The organism is Streptomyces sp. CLV115, assembly GCF_038448545.1.
GTDB lineage: Bacteria > Actinomycetota > Actinomycetes > Streptomycetales > Streptomycetaceae > Streptomyces > Streptomyces sanglieri.
In genome coordinates, this window is record NZ_JBCEWQ010000003.1 from 59,172 (window position 1) to 81,982 (window position 22,811).

The window sequence follows — 22,811 nt, forward strand, 5'->3', positions numbered from 1 at the left end:
AGCCGGCCGGCCCTGCCCCCGGTCGGGGCAGGACTACCTGCATTCGGTCCTGGGCGCTCGGCTTTGCGTAGTGAGACCTCCCCGTGCCACGGCACTGCTCCCCGTGACGCCGTATGTCTGCTGACCGTTCGCCGTCGCGGATTCACTCACCGCCTGGAGACGAGTTGCTCGGCCCAGATGGTCTTGCCGGTGCGGGTGTAGCGCGTACCCCATCGCTGGGTGAGTTCAGCGACCAGGAACAGGCCGCGGCCCCCCTCGTCGAAGACACGGGCGCGGCGCAGGTGCGGACTTGTACTGCTGCCGTCGGATACTTCGCAGGTCAGTCCTTCGTCCTTGATCAGCCTGAGGCGGATCGGGCCGCTGGCGTACCGAATGGCGTTCGTCACCAGCTCGCTGATGACCAGCTCCGTGACGAACGTGGTTTCCTCCAGGCCCCATGCGGCCAACCGGGCGCAGGCGTGGCGGCGAATCTCGGCGACGACCGCAGGATCGGCGGGAACATCCCAGGAGGCGACGCGGTCCTCGCCGAAGCGGCGGGTGCGGACCAGGAGCAAGGCGATGTCGTCGGCACGTGGTTCGGGACCCCGTGTGTCCAGGACAGTGTCGCATAGGGCTTCGAGCGAGGATGCGGGCCTGGCCAGCGCATGGCGTAGGGCGTTAAGCCCCTCGTCGACGTCGCGACCGCCGGCCGACAGGAGCCCGTCGGTGAACAGCGCGAGGAGGCTTCCTTCGGGCACGGTGACCTCGGCCGCCTCGAAGGGCAGACTGCCCAGGCCCAAGGGCGGGCCGGCGGGCAGGTCGATGACCGTGCTGGTGCCGTCCGGGTGGACCAGAATCGGGGAGGGATGGCCGGCCCGGGCCAGGGAGCAGGTGCCGTGGAGCGGGTCGTAGACGGCGTACAGACAACTTGCTCCGATGTCGCCGGGAATCTCACCCGTGTCGGCTGTGTCGCGCTCGCCCTCGGCGTGCGTGACGATGTCGTCGAGGTGGGTGAGCAGCTCGTCGGGGGGAAGGTCGATGTCGGCGAGGGTGCGTACCGCCGTACGCAGACGGCCCATGGTGGCTGAGGCGTTGATGCCGTGGCCAACGACGTCGCCGACAGCCAGTCCGACGCGGGCGCCGGGCAGCGGGATCACGTCGAACCAGTCGCCGCCGGCCTGCACCCCGACGCCCGCGGGAAGGTAGCGGGCAGCCGTCTCCACGGCAGGATGCAGGGTCGGGCCCCGTGGCAGCAGGTTGCGTTGCAGCGCCAGCGAGATGCCGCGTTCGCGGGTGAACCGGCGGGCGTTGTCCAGGCAGACGGCGACCCGCGCGACCAGGTCCTCGGTGACCGCCAGATCGTCAAGGCCGAATGGTTCGCGAGACGTCGCGGATCTGACGAACATGACCGCCCCGAGGGTGGTGCCGCGGGCGTGGATGGGCACGGTGATCAGCGAGCGGACCTCGTACGCACGGGCTTGCGCCGCCTGGGCAGGGTCGTCGGCGAACCAGCGGACGATCTCGGGGTCGTCGACGTGGCGCCGTTCCGCCCGACCGGTGGCCAGACACCGGGCGATGGGAGAAGAAGCGACATGGACGCTGATCTCGCCCGGGAACGGATGCTCCCCGCACATCCCGGGCGCCACCCCGTATGCCGCGCGGCGTAGTAGGACGGGTCCGGACAGGACAGGTGTGGGCACATCTCCCTGGAAGACGGGATCCGGCAGATCGACGCTGACGATGTCGGCGAAGCGGGGTACGGCGAACTCGGTGAGCTCGCGTGCGGTGCCCACCACGTCCAGGCTGGCGCCGATGCGAGTACGGGCCTCACTCAGGAGGGCCAGCCGCTCCCGGGATTCGTACTGCAGGGAGTAGTCGTTACCCAACAGACCCACCCCGTGCATCTGGCCGGCCTCGTCCGTGAGCGGGAAGATGTCAACAGCCCAGGCGTGTGCCTTCGGCTCGCCCGGGAGCCTCACGAAAATTTCGGTGGACTCGGGCTTCCCGGTCTGGAGAACCCGGCGAATTCGCTGCTCGACCTCCTCCTGTTCAGGGCCCTTCAGGATGTCGGTCAGGAACAGGCCGCGGACCGCGACCTCGGGAAAGCCGGTCACCTGCTGCATCACCTCGTTTCCGAACAATATGCGGGCGTCGAGGTCATAGATCGCCAGGGCGAGGGGCTGCTGCTCGAACATCCACCGCTTCAGTGAGCACTCGTCCGCGGCATCCGTCTTGGGCTCCACAGTCACCAGGCACCCGGACGGCAGCCGGTAGAGGTGCACCCGGGCATCCAACAGCCTGCCGTCGCGGTGCCTGAGCACTGCGGGGCCGGCGGTGAACAGATCGGCCAATGGCCTCCCGATGGCCTCCTCGGGGGCGTATCCCCACAGCGCCTGCGAGCCACCGCTCCAGTGGGTCACCAGGCCATCGTGGTCCGTGACCGCGATGACCGCGGCCGTGTCGAGGAAGCACCCTGCCGACGCTGGAGGGAGTCGGTTGGGCGGCTTGTCGGACGTCATCACCGCGTCCTAATGGGCCGGTTTCGCGGAACTTGCTGACCATGTTCACGATCCCCCTGAGGGCGCCAGGTTTCAAGCCGGGCGCCTGCGCCCGCGCTGCTCGGCCTGAACGGCGTCTGGACCCAAGGCCGTGAAGTTATGGCTCGGGTGGGGTTGTCCAGAAGGCCTTGAGGTGCGGTTTCGTCGGACATGAGCGCAGTCGACCAAGACAAGCCGTTCACAAGACCGGAGGCTCTGCTGTCCGAACAGCGTGCCATCACGCGTACCGTCACGGTCGCCGGCGGCCGGTTTGCGCCCGGTCATCTGGGCGAACTCACCCAGCTGGTGCCCTTCGAGACGGTCGATGCGGCCCTGAGCGCGACCAGGGCCGTGCAGTGCCAGCTGCGGGATCTGCCCTCCTTGGTCGTGGTGTATCTGGTCCTGGCCGCGTGCCTGTTCCCGGAGACGGGATACCTCGGCGTGTGGCGCAAGCTCACCGGGGCGCTGGCCCAGGCCCGCCGCCGCATCGGCGGCGAACCGCTGCGGTGGCTGTTCGACCTGCTGCGGGCCCGGCCGCGACCGGGAACGGGGATTTGCCGGCACGGTCTGCCGGTGGCCGCGCTCGACGGCACCGCCCTGACGGTCCCCGACACGCCCGCTGTCACGACCAGGTTCACCAAGCAGGCCGGCAACCACGGCGGGACCGGATACCCGCAGGTCCGCCTGCTCGCCCTGGTCGCCTGCGGCACCCGCACCCTCATCGACGCGGTATTCGGCCCCATCACCGCGGGCGAGACCACCTGCGCCCCGCGCCTGCTGCCCAGTCTGCGACCCAGGATGATCCTGCTGGCCGACCGCTGCTTCGGCGCCCAACGGCTCCTGGCTGACATTGCAGCCACCGGAGCCGAGGTCCTGGTCCGGCTCAAGAGCGGCCGTCACCTTCTTGATCGCAGCGGCGACAACAGCGTCGTACTCGCCGTGGTGGTGAAGGTCTGCACGATGTCGGCAGGTGCCGAGTCCTTGGAGCCCACCGATCTGACGCAAGGATGCCGCCCCGGCAGCTCAGACGGCGGCTGAGCCGCGCCCGAACCGACAGCCGAATCGTTTCGCATCCTGTGTGGGCCTTGCTCGTCGAGCTGCCCCCTGGGCCGCGGCCTGATCCGTCCACCACGGTTGCCCCTGCAAGCCACACCGGCACTCCTTGTGCCGCCCACGGGCCTTGGCCCGCGAGCGTCGACTCCACGGCGGCGTCCAGGGTGTCAGCTGCGGAGTCGGCCCACTGCGCACATCGTGGCCTCGGACGAAGTATCCCGCTGTCATCAACTGTCGCGGTCTGTTAGACGAATGCCCGCTACACATTGCCGTCGGCATTGCGGTGGCGGCACGCAAGGCAGGGGCCGTACAGGGAACTGCGACCCGGGTGGTCGACAGATGTCGAGTCGGACGCCGTAATCACTCGACATCTGACGGCTGGTAAGTCCTGCCGCCGCGAGTAGCGTCCGCGAGACCGCCACATCCCGATCGACAGGAACCGCGATGACAACCAGCACGATCCAGTACACGGGGGCTCAGGGAGCAGCCGAATCGGGCGGAGGCCGTGTAGGCCCGAAGCACCCCGTGAACGCGTCACAGGCTGTGTGTGCCAGCCAGCATCCGATCGTCACCGAGACGATGGTCAACGTGCTGCGGGACGGTGGCCACGCCGCCGACGCAGCCATCGCCGGATGTCTCGTACAGGCCGTCGTCCAACAGGACATGACGAATCACACCGGCACGATCACCGGCCTGTTCTACGAAGCCGCCACGGGGCGGATCCACGAGCTGAATTCCATGGGCCGCATCGTGCCCGGTCTGCCTGCGCACCACCGGGTGCCGGGCGGCAAGGGTCTGTACGCGCCGGCCGGAACCCGGGGGCCCATGTCGGTCATCCCGGGATTCATGCCGGGAATCAAGGCCATGTACGAGAAGTTCGGCACCAAGCCGTGGGACTACCTGGTCGCACCCTCGATCGCTGCCGCTCGGGACGGACACGTCGTGTCGTCGTTCGAGACGCTGGTGCACGCCCAGACTGTCGACTTCTTCCTGTACACCAAGTCCGGTCGGGCCCACTTCACCCCCAACGGCCACCTGCCGCAGGCCGGCGAACGTTGGTCCCAGCCCGCGCTCGCTCAGACTCTCAGCAGCCTGGCAGCCGAGGGGCCGGACTACTTCATCACCGGCGGGTGGGCACAGCACTTCGTCGAGCGGGCCAACGAACTGGACTGGCCGATCACCCTGGACCACATGTCCCTCCTGCCTGCACAGTGGCGTGAGCCCAAGCGGTGGAAGCACGGCGACTACGAGATAGCCCAACTGTCCGCGCCGGACCGTCAGGCGGTGTTCTGCGCGATGGTCCTCGGCATCCTGCGCCACCTCGACATCTCTTCGCTCGGCCACTTCACCGAATCACCCGAGGCGGCCTATTACATGGGACACGCTCTGCGTCTGGCCCATCTGGAGACCGGCTTCATCAACGACCCGGCGACCTTCGAGGATCCGTCCGATGTTCTGATGGACGACGACTACCTCGCCTTCCTCGCCGCCAAGCTCAAGCGCAGCCTGCCGAAGGTCGACCTGACCGCTCATGTCGAACTGACGAGGGGTCGCAATGCCCTCGATGCCGCAGGGTCGGCTTCCAAACAGCCGGCCGGAAGCTGCGAGCTGAGCCTGGTCGACTCGGAGGGCAACTGGGTACAGATGATGAACACACTCCAAAGTGGCGGCATCGCCGGCGAAGTCGTCGATGGTGTCCCCATGGTCGGCAGCCACATGATCAACGCTCTGACGTCGCCGATCTCGGGCTGGCTCACCGGTGGCGGCGGGATGCGCTCGATGCTCAGCAACACGATCCTCCTCAAGGACGGCAGGCCCGCGGTCTCGCTCGGCAGCCCCGGCAATGTTCACTGCACTGTCCCCCAGGTCCTTGCCAACATCGTGGAGTACGGCATGGACCCGAATGAGGCTGAAGACCGGCCTCGCATGCTGCCCCTGACAGACGACTACGAACTGTCCATCGAGAGCCGGGTCGGCAGCGAATTCGTCGACGGGCTGGCGCAGCTCGGCGTTCTGGTCAACCCTCTGCCGGAATACGACTTCCACATGGGCTCCTACCAGATGAGTTGGCGAGAAGGCGGCACTCTCAAGGGCTATGCCGGACCGCGCAGGGAGGGCATGGTGGGGGCTTTGTGACCTGAACGGCGCACACCGGAAAGGGCCGACGCGAGTCGAGAAGCCTCTCGCTGCCCACGACAGCCCAGTTGCCAACTGCGTGCACAGACGAAACGACATACCCTCTTCGGCCGGGATGTTGCGGTCCCGGTCGGAGTGTTGGCGGCCTCCTTCTTTCCGTTCCGGCCGAGGAATCGCGGAACAGCACGGCCGATTCGATCTTCAGGGCGGCCCTCTGCAATTCTGCTCAGTCGAGCGGAGGTACCACTCGGTTCGCCGGGGGTTCGACGAATGTAGCGTCGAACTGATGGGTTCCTCGACAACCATCGATGGTTGAGATCGATTCTGCCGTCTCATACTCGTGCCCTGACCCGCTGGTCCGGTCGACCCGTCTTCCTATGAGGAGCGAGCAATGCGGCTGAGCTTAATACACCATGGGCGAACAGGTAGAAGACCCTTTCGGGCAGTCGGCATCGGGGCCATTGGCATGTTTCTGGTCGCCGGCTGCACGAGCGGAACCATTGCCAGCAATGGCGGTGCCGGCGCGGGAACTTTCACCTTCGCGCAGGCCGCCGCACCTCTTTCTTTGGACATTCCCAAGCACTACGACGGAAATGTCATGCAGATCATGGCTCTGGCAACGGAAAAGCTTGAGTACATCTCCACTGAAGGTGAACTCTCGCCGGGCCTGGCCACCAGAGTCACCCAGCCCGATGCCACCACCCTCGTCTACACCATCCGCAAGAACGTGAAGTTCTCCGACGGCAGCATCCTGACCGCGGACGATGTTGTGTGGAGCTTGGAGCATGTGACCGATGTCAAGAACGGCGCACAGACGGCCGGCAACGCCCGCTCGTTCAAAAGCGCCCGGTCCACCGCCCCTCTTGAGGTGACGATCGAGCTCAGCTATCCGGACGCGACGGCACGCAAAAACCTCGCCGTGATCAGCTTCATCCAGGAAGCAGAGTTCGCGCAGGCCCATGCCAAGGATCTGGGAACGCCGAAGGCCGTCCCCGTCGGCACCGGCCCCTTCAAGGTTGCCGCGTACAGCCCCCAGGCAGTCAAGCTGACTCACAACCCCGGCTACTGGGGCGCCAAGCCACCGGTGGACGAGATCAACTTCACGTTCATCGCCGAGGACAACACCGCACAGCTCGCGATGCGCTCCGGTGACATCCAGGGCGCTCTCATCGGCAACCTCAAGACGGCCGGCCAGTGGAAAGGCATCAGGGGCTCCACGCTGTATCCGATGCCTTCGTTGAGCAGTTCCTTCCTGTCCCTGGACACCACGGTGGCGCCGATGGACGACATTCACGTCCGCAAGGCCATCGCCTACTCCATCGACCGCTCCGGCGTGATGTCCGCGGGCTACGGCACGTACGCGGATCTCCTGCAGGGCATGGTTCCCGCCGGTGTTCTGAGCCCTGTGGCTCCCACGCCGGACGCGGCGCAGAAGTTCCTCGACGGCCTGCCGCAGTACGGCTTCGATCCGGCCAGGGCCAAGGCGGAGCTGGCACGTTCGAAGTACCCGAAGGGCTTCACGCTTACGGTTCCCTATGTAACCGGGCTTCCGTCCTCGCAGCTCGTGGTTCTCAACCTCGAACAGAACATGAAGCCGCTCGGCGTGACCATCAAGCCGAAGGCGCTCACGCAGAACCAGTGGACAGCTGCCGCCTACGGGCACCAGGAGGGTCCGCAGACGATGCTCCTGACCGCACCCATCCCCGACCCCATGTCGATCCTGAGCAAGGTCACCGGCAAGGAGAACATCGCACCGCGCCGTTTCAACCTCGCCAACTGGACCACACCCGAGACCGAGAAGGCCTACGAACAGCTGACGACCTCCACGGACGATCCGGTCCGTTGGAAGGCTGCTCGGACACTGGTGGCGAGCATCGCCGACGACGTGCCCTACGTGCCGCTCTACAACCCGGACAACATCGCGGTCCTGGGCGGTGGTTTCACGTTCGACATGAAGATCACCTTCTTCGACCTGTACATCAACGGCACCTGGGTTTCTGCCTTGAAGGCGGGCCGAGCATGAACGGCATGCCCCTGCCCCGCGAACGGAGGTGACCACCGGTGCCTGTCGTCTCGTTCATCGTCAAGCGTCTGGCCGGCGTGGTCACCATCGTTTTCGCCGTCAGCCTCCTCGTCTTCAGTCTCCTCGCCCTGAGTCCCGGATCTCTCGTGGACACCCTCCTGGGAGATCAGCAGCCGACGCCCGAGGCCGTTGCTGCGATCCAGGACAAGTACCACCTCCGCGACCCGTTCATCGTGCAGTACTGGCACTGGCTGGCCTCCGCGCTCCAGGGCGACCTTGGACGGTCCATCCAGTCCGGTGAATTCGTCACGGACGTGATAGCCGCGCACGTGCCGCTGACCCTCCAGCTGGCCCTGTTCGTCCTTTTCATCGTCGTTGTGTTCGGCATCACCACCGGCATGGCGGCAGGGATCCGCCAAGGCGGAAAACTGGACCGGATCAGCTCCGCCCTCACCGTGATCGGAATGAGCACACCCGGCTTCGCGGTCGGCATTCTGCTGATCTACGTCTTCGGCGTACAGCTCGCCTGGTTTCCCGTGTACGGGGCCGGCGGCAACGGATTCGCCGACCGCGTCTCCCACCTCGCCCTGCCTGCCGTCGCGCTCTCCGCGGGTCTGGCGGCGCTCATCATGCGTCAGACACGGGCCGCCGTACTGAATGTCATGGAGCAGGACTACATCACCTTCGCGCGGGCCCGCGGCCTGGGATGGGCTCGGATCATGACCCGATACGCGTTGCGCAATACAGCTCTTCCCATGGTGACGGCCTCGGGCCTGCTGCTGATCGCCGCGATCTCCGGAGCAGCACTGGTCGAGTCCGTGTTCTCCCTGCCGGGCATCGGCCGGCTGATGGTGCAGTCCGTCAACGCCAAGGACGTCCCGGTCGTGCAAGGCCTTGCATTCTTCGTGGCTCTTCTCGTCGTCCTGGTCAACCTGTTGGTCGACGTGATCGCCCTGGTCCTCGACCCCCGAACCCGCACCGCCGCAAGAGGGTGACCCGATGACCTCGACCGCCACCCCCAGCCCTGCAGTCACCGCGGCGAAGGGGCGGCACCGTATCCGTGCCGTCCCCCTCGTCTGCGGCATCCTGTTGCTGTTCGTGTTCCTGGTCACCGTCACCGGGCAGGCACTGGCACCTCACGACCCGGGGGCGCAAAACCCCGCGCTCAGCGTCAGTGCTCCCGGCCCCGGCCACCTGCTCGGCACCGACCAGCTCGGACGCGACGTGCTTTCCCAACTCATCGGCGGCACCCGCTCAGCACTGCTCGGACCACTCGTCGTCGCCCTCGGCTGTCTGGCCGTAGGCGCCGGCCTGGGCATGGCCGGCGCCTACTTCGGCGGCATCACCGACAGCCTCGTGGGCCGCTTCGCCGACCTGGTCTACGCCTTGCCCGCCCTGCTCATCGCAATCGTCGCCGTCGGGGTACTCGGTGGCGGGTACTGGGTCACCGCTGCCGTGCTGCTGGTGTTGTCCGTGCCGGGGCAGATCAGGCTCTGCCGCAGCGCCACCATGGTCCACGTGCGCCTGCCTTATGTAGATGCTGCCCGGACCCTCGGACTGTCGCCGTGGCGAATACTGCTGCGGCACATCCTTCCCAACACCCTGCCCACCGTGTTCGCCACCTTCCTCCTCGATTTCGTCGGGGCGCTGATCGGCTTCACCGCAATGAGCTACCTCGGGCTGGGCGTTCCCGGCGGCAGCCCCGACTGGGGACGCATGCTGGCGGACGGACAAGCCCTCATCGCGGAGAATCCGTGGCTGTCCATGGCTCCCGCAGTCCTGCTGTGCCTTACCGCCGCCAGTGCCTCCCTTCTGGGCGACTGGCTCCAGGAACAACTCGACCGGCGAGGAGACCGCACGTGAACACCCCCCGTCTCACCGCGCTGAACTCCGCGCAGGCGCCGGTCTCCTCGCAGCCCGACAACCCCTTGCTGTGCGTCGACCAGCTCACCGTCACCCTCGGCAATGGTGAGCGCCAGGCTGTGCTCGTACGCGATGTGGACCTTCGCCTCCATCGGGGCCAGACGCTGGGCATCGTCGGCGAATCCGGCAGCGGCAAATCCTTGACCGCGCGGGCCATCACGGGCCTGCTGCCACCCGGCCTGCACGCACGCGGATCCGTCACCTACGGCGGAGCGCAGCTACTGGGAGCCGGCGAGAAGGATCTGCGCCCGATCAGGGGCTCCCGCATCAGCCTTCTCCTGCAGGACCCCTTCACCATGCTCAATCCTCTACAGACGGCCGGTGCGCACATCGCGGAGTCCCTGCGCGATGTGCGGCGTGACCGCTCACAGACGCACGCAGAAGTCGTGCGCCGCCTGGCGGAGGTCGATCTGCAGCCCGGCATCGCCGACCGCTACCCCTTCCAGCTGTCCGGGGGCATGCGCCAGCGCGTCGCCCTGGCCTCCGCACTCGCCGGCGACCCGGAACTCCTCATCGCCGACGAACCCACCACCGCGCTCGATGTCACCACCCAGGACGAAGTGCTCGGACTTCTCAAGGACATCCAGCAGCGCCGCGGCATGGCCCTCGTCCTGATCACCCACGACTTGCGCGTCGCCTTCGAGGTCTGCGACCGCATCCACGTCATGTATGCGGGCTCCGTCGTCGAAAGCGCCCCCGCACAGAAGCTCAGGAACAATCCGGCGCACCCCTACAGTCACGGACTGATGCTGGCCGAACCGCCCGTCACACACTACGTCGACCAGCTGGTATCCATCCCCGGAAACGTTCCGCGGGCCGACGACGTCGCCCATCGGTGCGGCTTCGCGGACCGCTGCCACTGGGTTGCCGAGCCGTGCACAACGGCCCGTCCACCCTTGGCCGTCCTCACCGACGACCGTACGTCGGCCTGCACGCGCCTTTCGGATATACGCGGCGAACTCGCCGCAGACGTGCAAGAGGCCGGGCACCTGGCCGCAACCCCGCCAACGCCTTCCGAGGGACGGGTGATCGCCACTCTCACCGACGTACGAAAGACCTACCGCACCACCCGGCTGGTAGGCCGCGCCGTCACCGCCACCGCACTCGACGGAGTCAGTCTCACCATCCGAGAGGGGGAGTCGGTCGGACTCGTCGGAGAGACAGGCTCCGGCAAGACCACCATCGCCCGCTCCATCCTCGGCCTCGCGACCCCCGACACCGGCCGCCTGGAGCTGGACGGCATTGACGCGTCGGACTACCGGCGCCTGAGCCGTGCCCAGCGGCAACAGGTGCGACGCTTTGTCCAAGTCGTCTTCCAGGACCCCTACGCCTCGCTCAACGCCTCCCTCACCATCGGCTCCACACTGCGCGAAGCAGCCAATCGCACCGGTGTCCGCCGCGAGGGATCGGCGACCGCGGCCGAACTCCTGGCCCGCGTGGGCCTGCCCGCCTCCTACGCCGGACGCAAGCCGGCGGCACTGTCCGGCGGTGAACGCCAACGGGTCGCCATCGCCCGTGCCCTGGCTGTCCGGCCCACTCTGCTCATCTGCGACGAACCCGTCGCAGCCCTCGACGTATCCGCCCAGGCCCACATCCTGGAACTGCTGCGAGACATCCGGCGAACCACCGGCATGAGCATGCTGTTCATCACCCACGACTTGTCCGTCGTGCGACAGATGACCGACCGCGTCGTCGTCCTCCACCATGGCGAGATCGTCGAAAGGGGTGGCACGACCGCCGTCCTCGACGCCCCCCAACACCCGTACACACAGCGCCTCGTCAGCGCCCTGCCCGGGGCACGTCCAGAAGCGGGCCGGCACAGCGGACATCCGCGGAAAGCAGGCGACACATGAGCGTTCACGCAGAGACCGTCGACCGTTACCTCAAGCACAGCCTTGGTCCAGGACTCGGCAGGATCACCGACGTCACGGACCTGGCGCCCTCCCCCGACGGACGTCACATCGCCTTCACCGGCACCGTACGCGACGCCCTCGACGAACCGCCCCGCGCTTCCGTCCATCTGATCGATGTCCCCAGCGGGCGGATCACCGACATCGGAGGCACCAGAGGACCTGCCTGGTCCACCGACGGATTGCACCTTGCCTACATCGACGGTCCGTCCGGCGTCACAGTCACCACCCTCGCCACCCGGGCCCGCCGCACACACCACCTGCCCGGCTACGTCGAATACCTGCGCTTTCAGCCAGGCACTTTGCAGATTCTCGTGGGCCTGGCCCAAGCGGACGCCGACCGTTCCGGAGCCGACGGCTCAGGCTGCTACAGCGCCACGCCCACCACGCGGCCCTACACCGAAGGACCCGACACGAACGGCGGCTGGCGCCACGCGTGGGTTCTCAACGCCGCCGACGACGGCATCTCCCGGATCTCGGCCGCCAACCACAGCGTCTGGGAAGCGGACTGGTGCCGCCGCGGCGTCGTGGCGATCGCCTCCGACGTCCCGGGGGAGAGCGCGTGGTACCGGGCCCGCATCGTCACCTTCCCGAGCCCGGACGAGCCTCCCGTCGAAGTCGCGACGTCCTCGTCACAACTCGGGCTGCTGACCTCATCAACCGACGGGCAGCGGATCGCCTACGTCGAAGCGATCTGCAGCGATCGAGGTGTCATCGCGGGCAACGCCAGACTCCTGGACCTCGACACCGGCGAGATCACCACCGTCCACACCGGCGGAGTGGACATCACCTCCCTGTCATGGCGTGACGACTCCACACTCCTGGCCGCAGGCCAACGCCGTATGGAGACCGTCATCGGTGAGATCGATGTGTCCGGCACGTGGCAGGAGACCTGGTCCTCCAGGCATCGGACTGCCGGCACCTGGTATCCCAGCGCCGCCCCCTTCCCCTCGGGCAAAGGTTCCTTCGTTGCCGCCATGCACGGCTACGGCGAGCCGCCTACCCTGGTTGTCGTCACGCCCTCCGGTGAAACCACACTGGTGACCACCGCTCACGCCGGCACCAAATACCTGCGCAAGGTCGGCGGAACCGCGACGGTCGCCTCATGGAAGGCGCCGGACGGGCTCGAGATCGAAGGGGTTCTCGTCACCCCCGACGGCCAGGGCCCGCACCCCCTCATCGTGCTCATCCACGGTGGCCCGGTCGCTGCCTACCGGCCCTCCTGGCACATGATCTACAACTGGACTCCCCTGTTCGCATCCCAGGGTTACGCCGTCCTGCATGCGAACCCCCGCGGCAGTGGGGGCCGCGGACAGGCCTTCGCCGCCCACGTTCTGGGTGACATGGGCGGCGCCGACACCCAGGACTTCATCAGCGGCATCGACGCGCTCGCTGCCCGAGGCTTCGTCGATCCAGCCCGCGTCGCCGTCGCCGGCCGCAGCTACGGCGGCTACATGTCCTCCTGGCTCGTCACCCAGGACAATCGGATCGCGGCAGCAATCCCCATGGCACCGGTGACCAACTGGTTCAGCCAGCATTTCACCTCGAACATCCCCGACTTCGACGAAGCCTTTCTCGGCGCGTCAGTCACCGACCCGACCGGAAATTTCTTCACTCGCAGCCCGGTTTTCTTCGCCGACCGCGTCACCACCCCAGTTCTGAACATCACCGGTGGAAACGACCGTTGTACCCCGCCCACCCAGGCGATCGAATTCCACCACGCTCTCACTCAACACGGCGCGCCCAGCTCTCTCGTCGTCTATCCGACCGAAGGCCACCACATCGAAACCCCGGCGGCCCACACGGACCTCCTCACCAGAATGCTCGACTTCCTCCACGCCCAGATGCCCCCTGTCACAACCATCTGAGACGCCCGGCAGCCATGCCCCACCGTGGCGGAATCCCTCAGGGCTGCCCCGTAACCACTGATGGGCGTGGGATTACGGGACAGCCCTTCGCCGCGCAAGAAGCTCCCGTTCGGAGCGCGGGGATCGACACGTGTCGGGGCAGCACGGGGAGAAGGTCGACACGTGTCCGATGTGCGAGCGGATCCTGCCCTCCGAAACTTGGTAGCGCAGCCGCAAGGACGGGCGCCGAGCACCGGCGCAGGAACCAGTCATGGGAGAGCATGATGACAGCGGACCACTTCACCGAGGTAGATGATCACTTCCGGCGCCTGCACGAGCCGGCATTCGGCAAAGTCAGCGCCGCCGCCGATCCGCACATACATCCCGAAGGAACGGCGGTTGTGTTCACAGGATCGCTCATGACCGAGCTGGCGGGCACGGCACCCACACGGGTGTGCCTGGCGGAGGCCGGAGCGGTGCGTCTCCTCACCAGCGGGGCCGGCAGCCAGCGGCTGCCGCGCTTTTCTCCGGATGGAACGCTGCTCGCCTATCTGTCGGACGGAGATGCCGAAGGCGACTTCCAGCTACGAGTAGTCGATGCCGTCACTCTGGAGCCGGTCGCCCAGGCACAGGTGGACGGGTGTGTGGAGTCGCTGGCCTGGGGGCCGGACGGGCGCGCCGTCCTCGTTCAGGTGGCCGCCTACGGAGCAGATCTCGCCGGCGGACAGGGGTCAGGGACGACGGCCGTCCCCGGCGGGAGCACCGAGCCCTGGAAGCCCGAGGTTCTGCGGGGCGGCGCGCAGACACATGGATGGCGTTCGGTGTGGGTCGTCTCACCCGCATCGGGTGCGGCACGCCGGGTGAGCGCGGAATCGACGAACGTGTGGGAAGCCGCTTGGGCGGGACCTGATGACCTCGTCTGCGTCACGAGTCCCGCGCCGGGAGAGGAAGCCTGGTACTCCGCCGACCTGAGACTGATCAAGGTGGGCAGCGGCGAGGAGACTGTGCTGTACACCAGTGACAAGCAGCTGGGGATTCCCGCGGCGTCGCCGTCGGGGCGGACCGTCGCCTTCGTCGAGGCACTCTGCTCGGACCGTCAGGTCGTCGCCGGCGACCTCATACTGGTGTCCACCGCGGCCGCCGGGGCAGGAGTCGACGGAGTGGAGCGCGTCGACACGCACGGGGCGGACGTGACCCACCTGGGCTGGGTGAGTGAGGGCGAGCTCGGCTACGCCGCCGTACGTGGGCTCGAAACTGTCGCAGGCCGCTGCCACGTCAATGACGCTGGGGCGGCGAAGGCGATCGAAGCGTGGGTCAGTACGGAGACGCTCGGGGACCGCTACCCGGAGCTGTCCTTCTCTGCCGTCGGCGACGCGGGTGTCCTGCACAGCTACGATCGCTATCCGGAGTTGGTAATTCTCAACGGGGGCTCGCTGTCCACCGTGGCCGAGCTGGCGCATCCCGGAACCACCTACCTGAAAGGAATCGCCGGCACGGTCCGGTCCGTAGACTGGACCGCCCCCGATGGACTGCGCATCCAGGGCTTGCTCTGCACCCCTGAAGGTCCGGGCCCACACCCGCTGGTGGTGCATCTGCATGGCGGCCCCGTGTGGGCCTGGCAAAATGCCTGGTCCATGGGATTCCCCATCACTCCCTTGCTGGTCAGTCATGGCTACGCCGTCCTGCACCCCAACCCACGAGGCAGCGGCGGCCGCGGCCAGGCCTTCGCCGAGGCCGTATTCGGGGACATGGGCGGCGCGGACATGCACGACGTGCTCAGCGGCATCGACTCGCTCGTGGACCAGAAGCTTGCCGACCCGGATCGGATCGGCGTCTTCGGAGGCTCCTACGGGGGCTTCATGTCGGCCTGGCTCATCACCCAGGACCAGCGGTTCGCTGCCGCAGCCCCGATTGCTCCCGTCACCGAGTGGTACACCCAGCACCACACGTCCAACATTCCGTATTTCGATCAGATGCTCCTCATGGACGAACCCCAGGCGCTCAACGGCCGCTATGTCGAACGCAGTCCCGTACGATTCGCCGCCCAAGTGCGCACACCCACACTGCAAGTGGCCGGAGCACTCGACAAGTGCACGCCTGCCAGCCAGGCCCTGGCGTTTCATCAGGCGCTCGTGGAGAACGATGTCGAGTCGGTATTGGTGACCTACCCCGGGGAGGGGCACGGCGTGCGCAACTTCCCGGCTGTCACTGACTACTGCGCACGTCTGCTGGAGTGGTTCGAGCGCCACATGGGTGCCGTGGCTTCCCCGCCCCTGCCTTAGCTTCGATCCACCGGGTAATGGTTCGTCCAGTGCCTGGAAATGAAAGTGGAGTTGCGCTCTGAGTTGGGAAAACAGGAGTTCTCCGAACGGTGTGGGCTGCCGGACCTGGTGACGCGGAAGGTGAAGCCGACCAGGACGACAAATGGCTCGGGGCTGCGGCGGACGCCGAGATCAGCAGCGTTGTGGCCGGCATGGCGGCGGGCGCGGACAGCATCGACGGCCTCCACGTGCTGCGGCACGGGGCGATGCCGGCCTTGTTCGGTGGTATCCGCGCCCCGTCCATGCTGGGCGCCTTCCTTCGGGCGTTCACCCACGGTAACGCCCTCCAACTCCACGCTGTGCACCGCAGATTCCTGGTCGCGCTGGCCGCGCGCACTCCACTGCTGTCCGGCTCCGGAGAGAAGGCGTTCATCGATCTCGACTCCACCCACAAGCGCGTCTACGGGCGGACCAAACAGGGCGCCGAGTACGGCCGGTATGACTTCGTTGCACTCACGTGGCACTTCAGGGCCCGTGACCTTTGAGGAAGAGGAACACCGGCATGGCATATGAAGTCCATGGCGTGATCGCACAGGGCAAGGGCGAACCGGTCCGCGTCGAGACGATCCTCGTGCCCGACCCCGGACCGGGCGAAGCGCTGGTGGAGGTCCAGGCCTGCGGAGTGTGCCACACCGATCTGCATTACCAGCAGGGCGGCATCAACGAAGACTTCCCGTTCCTGCTCGGCCACGAGGCGGCCGGCGTGGTCGAGGCAGTCGGCCCCGGCGTCACCGAGGTAGCTCCGGGCGACTCGGTGGCCGTCATCGGCTGCGGCGGTGTCGGCAACGCTGCCATCGCCGGCCCTCGCCTGTCGGGTGCCGCGAAGATCATCGCTGTGGACATCGACGAGAGGAAGCCGCGGACGGCGCATTCGATCGGCGCCACGCACACGGTCGACTCCAGCAAGAGCGACCCGGTCGAAGCGATCAGGGAACTGACCGGCGGCCTGGGCGTCGACGTCGTCATCGAGGCGGTCGGACGCCCAGAGACCTACGAGCAGGCCTTCTACGCCCGCGACCTGGCCGGCACAGTCGTGCTCGTAGGCGTGCCGACACCGGAGATGCAGCTGAAGCTGCCCCTGCTGGACGTCTTCGGGAGCGGTGGAGCTCTGAAGTCGTCCTGGTACGGCGACTGCCTGCCCTCCCGCGACTTCCCCATGCTCATCGACCTGTACCTGCAGAGGCGTTCGGATCTGGACACGTTCGTCACCGAAACCATCCAGCTCGACGAAGTGGAGAGCGCGTTCGAGCGGATGCACGGCGGAGATGCCTGCGCTCGGTGGTGGTGCTGTGACGGCTCCTCCGCCTCGACCACCGGCTCCTGCTGTGGGCGGAAGCGCTCCATCGACGGCCGGACGCGCGTCTCAGTGACCGGCGCACGCTGTCGATTGAGGCAGGTGGCAGCATCTGCCGGGAGCCCGTCGGCCCTGCGTCGGCGGGACGCGTGCCGTGGCCATTCATATGTCCTGCGGGTGGCCGGGTTTCACACGTGTGCTTCGCCCGAGGGCTGTCCCGTAGTCCCTGGCGGATCAGCGCACGGCGTCGGACGTGGGGCATCGCAAGGCGGAAGGACGCCGCGTACTGGACGCATGCGGGCGATCCAACAACGCGGCGAAGCATCCCAGCCTTCGTCGCGCGTCCGCCACGGACTACGGGACAGCCTTTGGAGTGGCACCGCCTGCCTTCAGGCAAGCAGGGGCTAATGAGAGGACGGTGTTCCTATGCAGCAGTGGGAGAGCGATATGCACGTGGACGGACTGCAGGAGATCGTCGACAGTCTGGCCGATCGGCTCCAGCGGTCCGTGGCGCTCGACGACCGTGCCATCCATCTGATCGTTGCCAGCAAGCACTACGGTGACGAGGACTCCGTGCGCATCCAGTCGGTTCTGGGCCGGGAGGTAGACGGTGCCATCGCGGAGACCATTCTGGCCACGGGAATCGACCGTGCCGAAGGACCGACGCGAATCGCGCCGATGCCTCAATACGGATCGAAGTCCCGGGTCTGCTTCCCGATCCGGTACGCACAGCTGCTCCTGGGCTACCTGTGGTTGATCGACGGGGACAACAGTCTCACCGACGAGCAGATCGCCGATGCCTCTGCCGTGACCGAAGCGATCGCTCTGATGATGTACCGGCGAAACCTTCACTCCGAGCGCAGACAGTCCTTGCACGACGCCTTGCTGCGCGAGCTGTTGGCGGCCGACCCGGTGGCGCGCTCCAGGGCCGAGGCCGACCTCAAGGACGAAGGTGTGCTGCGGGACACGTCATCCGTCACCGTGGTCGCCGTGCAGGTCGTGCGCACCGAAGGTGACAGCGGCCCCGCCGATGTCGGCGTCATGGCGGATGAGGCCGAGGTCGCACTGGGACAGGTCGTCCGGCAGGCAGCCGGTCCGTACCTCGAAATGGAAGTACTGACGTCACTTCAGCGACGCCGGGCAGTGCTCCTGCTCGCGGGCCGCCGCAAGTGGAGTGACCAGCACATCACCGACGTGTGCGGACGTATTGTCGATGACTTCACTCGCCTGACCGGACAGCATGCGGTCGTCGGCGTCGGCCTTGCCCAGAATGGTCTGCGAAAGGCTGCCGTCTCCTACGAACAGGCACTGGTGGCTGCACGGGCAGCCGAATTCCTGCCCGGTCTCGGATCCGTCCTGTTATGGGAATCACTTGGCGCATACGCGCTCTTGGCTCAGATTTCCCCGCATGAACTGAAGTCGACCTCGTATCCCGTTCCCATGCTTCGGCTGGCGCGCAGCCGCAACGCTGAGGCCTTGATGACGACCGCAGAGGTCTATCTCGATCTCGCAGGCGATGCACAGCGTGCTGCCGATGCCCTGCATGTGCACCGGACCACCCTGTACCAGCGCATCAGCCGGATCGAGGAAGTCTCCGGGCTGGACCTGCGCGACGGGCTCGACCGGCTGACGTTGCACCTCGGCTTGAAGCTGGCCCGCCTGACCCGCTTTTGACATGCTGCGGCATTAGGTACCGCTTCGAGGCGCTGTGTCGTGCCCTTCGTGGAGGGATGCCGGAAGGCCGAAGCGGCTCTGTTCGCCTCGGCACTCCGGCCGCGAGACGGCCCGACACGACGCTTGTCACGTTCACTCCGCCGAAACATCAACACCTGTACGTAGTAGTAAGAATCTTCTGTTTCTAGGCTCAAGCTCGTCAGTTTCCATTGAATGCAAACACACCTCAAACCCTGTGAATAGCCGTTTCATACGGTCTGGGCATCTCATTCCGCGTACAAAAGCCATTCTCCAGGAGGTATCTCCATGCCCGATGAGTCATTCGACGCCGTAGTCATCGGAGCCGGCGTAGTTGGCTGCTCCATCGCATATGCCCTCGCCGCTGACGGAAGACAGGTCTGCGTGGTCGACCGTGGGCCGGCAGCGGGCAGTGGGTCGACCAGCGCGTCGTCTGCCGTCGTGCGCTTCAACTACTCCACATGGGCCGGAGTGGCGAGCGCGTGGGAGGCGAAGCAGGCCTGGGACAACTGGGCTGATCACCTCGGGGGAGTCGATGACGCAGGCCTTGCGCGCTTCGTCACGACGGGCGGCCTGACGCTCGACACCCCCAATCAGGACCGGAGCGCCGTCCTGTCACTGTTCGACCAGGTCGGTGTGCCGTACGAGGAATGGGACGAGGAGACGCTCCAGGCACGGATGCCACTGCTCGATCCCGGCCGCTACTACCCGCCCAGGGCCATTACGGACGAGGCCTTCTGGGACGATGCCAACGGCAGGCTGACCGCCTACTGGACCCCTGACAGCGGCTTTGTCGACGACCCTCAACTCGCCGCCCACAACCTGATGGTGGCCGCGGAGCGTCACGGCGCCCGATTCCGCTTCCGTTCCGCAGTCACTGCCGTCAGCAGGACGGACCACGTCACCGGGGTCACGCTCGCCGACGGCACATCACTCTCGGCACCGGTCGTCGTCAATGTCGCCGGCCCGCACTCGGGGGCCATCAACTCCCTTGCCGGCGTGGGCGAGTCCTTCCGCGTCTCCACCCGCCCTCTGCGACAGGAGGTCCATGAGCTCCGGGCCCCCGAGGGGTACAGCGACAACGGTGCGGGCCCCCTTGTCGCCGACGTCGACCTCGGCACCTACTTCCGTGGGACTCCCAGCGGCGGCCTCATCATCGGCGGCACCGAGCCGGAGTGTGACGAACTGCAGTGGCTCGCCGACCCCGACACGTACAAGATCAACCCCACCAAGGCGGTCTACGACGCCCAGACGTTCAGGGCAGCCCGCCGCATACCCACCCTGCCCGTACCCGGTACTCCCCGCGGGCTCGCCGGCGTCTACGACGTGTCCGACGACTGGATCCCGATCTACGACAAGACCGAACTGCCCGGCTACTACGTCGCCATCGGCACCAGCGGCAACCAGTTCAAGAACGCACCGGTCGTCGGGGGGTTTCTCGCCGCAATCATCCACGCCTGCGAGAACGGCCACGATCATGACATCGACCCCGTCCACATCCAGCTTCCGCGCACGGGTCACAAGGTTGATCTCTCGCACTACAGCCGCCTGCGCGACATCAACCCGAACAGCAGCTTCAGCGTGATGGGCTGATTTGTCACGCTCGACCGGGAGAGTTCCTCAGCTTGTCGACTTGAATCACAAATATGCTCGACAACCGGAGAGTGCCCGCACTGCCTGCACCGGCTTAGCATCCGAGTGACCGGTCACCGCGAGAATGCACCCCCCATGGAAAGGGATTCCGTCTGTGGATACCCAGGAACCGAGCGAAGCCGTCGTCGATCTCACGTCCTCAAGCTGGGCACCGGGTGAGCGAGATCAGTACATGGCACAACAGTGCGCGACCCGTACCACGGCCGGCGCTGCCGACGGCAGCAACGGCGCCGTCACCGTCTCCTACGGTGCCTACGCGGCACGGGCCGGGCTTGAGGCACTCAAGCAAGGCGGTGGTGCCATCGACGCGGCGATGACCACGGCTCTGACTCAGGTCGCCCTGACAGCGGGTGCTCCGATCAGCTACTTCGGCATCATGTCGCTCGTGTACTTCGAGGCGAGGACGGGCCGTGTGACCACCATGAACGCGGAGTGGAACACCGTCGCCGCGGAGACCGACCCGATGAGCATCCCGGGTGCCGTGGATTTCGCGCCCGGCACATTGCCGCTCGGTAAGGAGCCCAGCGGCCGGACGGCACTCGTCGGAGGCTTCATGAAGGGAGTCGAGGCCGCGCACACACGTTTTGGCAGGCTGCCCTTCGCGGCTCTCTTCCAGCCGGCCATCGAGCTCGCCGAGACCGGCACACCGGTGAATGACAGCGTCGCCTGGTGTTACGAGCAACGCCACGACGACCTGGCTCGGCTGCCGGAGACACGAGAAGCCCTGCTCAAGCCTGACGGCTCCCGCTACCGCGAGGGCGAAACACTGCTCCAGCCGAAGCTCGCTGCGACCTTGCGCCGTATCGCAGCCGAGGGTGCCGGATACATGTACGGGGGCGAGTGGGGCGAGCGCCTGGTGAAGGCCGTCCAGGCCGACGGCGGCAGGATGACGCTCCAAGACCTCAAGGACTATGAGGTGATCTGGGCGGATGCGCTGACCGCCGACATCGGCGACGGCTACTCCATTGCGACGGCGCCCTGGCCGAACAGCGGCGGTGTGGCAATGATCGAGGCCCAGAATCTCGCGCGTGTCGCCGGCCTCGCCAAGGGCGCGCACTGGACCAAGTCGTCTGCCGCACTGTGCACAGCCCTGGACGTCTCACAGCTGATGGCGCTTATGTTCCTCCCGCCCGAGGGCCTGGCCGACCTCTATCCGGGCATCGATTTCTCACCCGAGGCACGAGTGACCCTGGCGCACGCGGAGAAGCTCTGGGCCCACATCGCAAACGGATCCGGGGTCTCCAACTGGAAGCGCACTTCGCCCATGCACTCCGACGATGTGGTCGCGATCGACGCCGAGGGCAACATCGCTTCCGTCACTCATTCGATCAACAGCGTCCTGTGGGGCAAGACCGCGATCAACGTCGACGGCATCTCCATCGGTGATCCGGCCTCCTTCCAGCAGCCGCTGGTCGCCCAAACACGGCCCGGTGAACGGCTTCCGGCGCCGACCGAGACCGGCGTCCTCTTCAAGGACGGCGAACCTGTGCTGGGCTTCGCCTCGATGGGGGCAGGACTCCACCAGCGAACCTTCCAAGCCCTGTTGAATTACACCTGCTTCGGGATGACAGTCCAGGAAGCCATCAATACACCGGACTTCTACGTACCGTCCTTCGACCCCCGGACCGGGGAAGCCACTGTCACCGTCCCGGCAGGCCGTTTCGATCACGCCGTGCTGGAAGGGACGGGCCTGGCCTGGCAAGAGGTGGACGGGGAGCACGCACTGATGGCCGGCGAGGGCCTCTGGGTGGCCATCGAACGCGACCCGGCAACGGGGCGCCTGAGCGCCGGTTCGCACAACCGCAACAACAGCGCAGCCGTCGCCTACTGAGGTGTGCAGTGAGCGGGGCCGGTCCGTGAGCGATGGCAGTGCTCCACCATCAGCCGATGTGCCGGCTCACCCAGCCGATGGTGGGAACGGGTTCGGGCTCGGTGTCGGCCCAGTCCGGCAGCCAGTTTCCGGCGGTGTCCGGGCGCACTGTCCAAGTCAGGTCAGTGGGCTCCCACAGGAAGTCCTCGGGCGCGAGCCGCTCCAGGTGGCATGTGAACAGTGCACAGGTCATGTCGAACTGCCAGCGCAGTAGCTCACGGCGGGGATTGTTCATCGTTCGATACTCGCGCGCTGCCTTGAAGGGCAGCCATCACGTCGCCTGGTGTGGTGCATCAGAGTTTCACGGTGTAGCGAGCAGCAGGTCGCGCGTGAAATGAATTTTCGCGAGCGTCGCGGGCGAATGCGAGCAGGTCAGGTCAGGCCGTGCCAGAGGAAGGGCCGTACGGGTTGGGTGCGTTGTGAAGCTGACCTGGGCCCGTACGGCCTGCAACCATCCTGCCCTGTCCGCGGTCTCCCGCGCACATTTCGGGGAGTTGCTCGAAGAACTCGCCCCGCCCTGGGCGGCGGCCCGCGCGTCGCCCTGCACGTGATGAGGGGCGGCCCCCGCAAGCG

The 22,811-nt window shown here is 66.7% G+C and carries 13 protein-coding genes and 2 pseudogenes; 13 read left to right on the plus strand and 2 right to left on the minus strand.

Going from position 1 to position 22,811, the window contains the following annotated elements:
- Positions 1–146: 146 nt before the first annotated feature.
- Positions 147–2,498, minus strand: coding sequence for an ATP-binding SpoIIE family protein phosphatase (locus AADR41_RS01830; protein WP_342279589.1), 2,352 nt, complete (start codon positions 2,496–2,498; stop codon positions 147–149).
- 189 nt (positions 2,499–2,687) lie between these two features.
- Between AADR41_RS01830 and AADR41_RS01835 the strand changes: the two genes are divergently transcribed.
- The 13 genes and pseudogenes from AADR41_RS01835 (at position 2,688) to AADR41_RS01895 (ending at position 22,199) form a co-directional block, all read left to right on the plus strand.
- On the plus strand, positions 2,688–3,554 hold the full coding sequence (locus AADR41_RS01835) for a transposase domain-containing protein (RefSeq protein ID WP_342279590.1): 867 nt from the start codon (positions 2,688–2,690) through the stop codon (positions 3,552–3,554).
- Between the two features lie 540 nt (positions 3,555–4,094).
- Positions 4,095–5,705, plus strand: a complete 1,611-nt coding sequence (locus AADR41_RS01840) for a gamma-glutamyltransferase (protein ID WP_342279591.1) — start codon at positions 4,095–4,097, stop codon at positions 5,703–5,705.
- A 466-nt stretch (positions 5,706–6,171) separates the two neighbouring features.
- Positions 6,172–7,728, plus strand: coding sequence for an ABC transporter substrate-binding protein (locus AADR41_RS01845; protein WP_342279592.1), 1,557 nt, complete (start codon positions 6,172–6,174; stop codon positions 7,726–7,728).
- A 38-nt stretch (positions 7,729–7,766) separates the two neighbouring features.
- Positions 7,767–8,723, plus strand: coding sequence for an ABC transporter permease (locus AADR41_RS01850; RefSeq protein WP_342279593.1), 957 nt, complete (start codon positions 7,767–7,769; stop codon positions 8,721–8,723).
- 4 nt (positions 8,724–8,727) lie between these two features.
- The gene (locus AADR41_RS01855; protein WP_342279594.1) at positions 8,728–9,591 is read left to right on the plus strand and encodes an ABC transporter permease; all 864 of its coding nucleotides are present in this window, start codon (positions 8,728–8,730) and stop codon (positions 9,589–9,591) included.
- A complete protein-coding gene (locus tag AADR41_RS01860) occupies positions 9,588–11,504 on the plus strand; it encodes an ABC transporter ATP-binding protein (protein ID WP_342279595.1) in 1,917 nt (638 codons plus the stop codon). The genes AADR41_RS01855 and AADR41_RS01860 overlap by 4 nt, the downstream gene beginning before the upstream one ends.
- Before the next feature lie 239 nt (positions 11,505–11,743).
- Positions 11,744–13,429, plus strand: a complete 1,686-nt coding sequence (locus AADR41_RS01865) for an alpha/beta hydrolase family protein (RefSeq protein WP_342279596.1) — start codon at positions 11,744–11,746, stop codon at positions 13,427–13,429.
- Positions 13,430–13,689: 260 nt separating this feature from the next.
- Complete coding sequence (locus AADR41_RS01870) at positions 13,690–15,690, plus strand: S9 family peptidase (protein ID WP_342279597.1); 2,001 nt, start codon at positions 13,690–13,692, stop codon at positions 15,688–15,690.
- Positions 15,691–15,779: 89 nt separating this feature from the next.
- On the plus strand, positions 15,780–16,214 hold the full coding sequence (locus AADR41_RS01875) for a hypothetical protein (RefSeq protein ID WP_342279598.1): 435 nt from the start codon (positions 15,780–15,782) through the stop codon (positions 16,212–16,214).
- 17 nt (positions 16,215–16,231) lie between these two features.
- A pseudogene (locus tag AADR41_RS01880) lies at positions 16,232–17,022 on the plus strand (zinc-binding dehydrogenase).
- A 427-nt stretch (positions 17,023–17,449) separates the two neighbouring features.
- Positions 17,450–18,697 carry a helix-turn-helix domain-containing protein gene (locus AADR41_RS01885; protein ID WP_342279599.1) on the plus strand — a complete coding sequence of 416 codons (1,248 nt, stop codon included), beginning with the start codon at positions 17,450–17,452 and terminating at the stop codon, positions 18,695–18,697.
- A 306-nt stretch (positions 18,698–19,003) separates the two neighbouring features.
- Positions 19,004–20,308, plus strand: coding sequence for an NAD(P)/FAD-dependent oxidoreductase (locus AADR41_RS01890; RefSeq protein ID WP_342279600.1), 1,305 nt, complete (start codon positions 19,004–19,006; stop codon positions 20,306–20,308).
- A gap of 232 nt (positions 20,309–20,540) precedes the next feature.
- Complete coding sequence (locus AADR41_RS01895; protein WP_342279601.1) at positions 20,541–22,199, plus strand: gamma-glutamyltransferase; 1,659 nt, start codon at positions 20,541–20,543, stop codon at positions 22,197–22,199.
- Positions 22,200–22,251: 52 nt separating this feature from the next.
- On the opposite strand, the pseudogene AADR41_RS01900 reads toward AADR41_RS01895, so the two are convergent.
- Positions 22,252–22,473 (minus strand): annotated as a pseudogene (locus tag AADR41_RS01900) (DinB family protein); the annotation flags it as partial.
- Positions 22,474–22,811 lie beyond the last annotated feature (338 nt).

Excerpts from the sequence above, each read along its gene's own strand:
- AADR41_RS01830 (WP_342279589.1), bottom strand. The coding sequence starts at position 2,498 with ATGACGTCCGACAAGCCGCCCAACCGACTCCCTCCAGCGTCGGCAGGG.
- AADR41_RS01835 (WP_342279590.1), top strand. The coding sequence starts at position 2,688 with ATGAGCGCAGTCGACCAAGACAAGCCGTTCACAAGACCGGAGGCTCTG.
- AADR41_RS01845 (WP_342279592.1), top strand. The coding sequence starts at position 6,172 with ATGTTTCTGGTCGCCGGCTGCACGAGCGGAACCATTGCCAGCAATGGC.
- AADR41_RS01855 (WP_342279594.1), top strand. The coding sequence starts at position 8,728 with ATGACCTCGACCGCCACCCCCAGCCCTGCAGTCACCGCGGCGAAGGGG.
- AADR41_RS01870 (WP_342279597.1), top strand. The coding sequence starts at position 13,690 with ATGATGACAGCGGACCACTTCACCGAGGTAGATGATCACTTCCGGCGC.
- AADR41_RS01885 (WP_342279599.1), top strand. The coding sequence starts at position 17,450 with ATGCAGCAGTGGGAGAGCGATATGCACGTGGACGGACTGCAGGAGATC.
- AADR41_RS01890 (WP_342279600.1), top strand. The coding sequence starts at position 19,004 with ATGCCCGATGAGTCATTCGACGCCGTAGTCATCGGAGCCGGCGTAGTT.
- AADR41_RS01895 (WP_342279601.1), top strand. The coding sequence starts at position 20,541 with ATGGCACAACAGTGCGCGACCCGTACCACGGCCGGCGCTGCCGACGGC.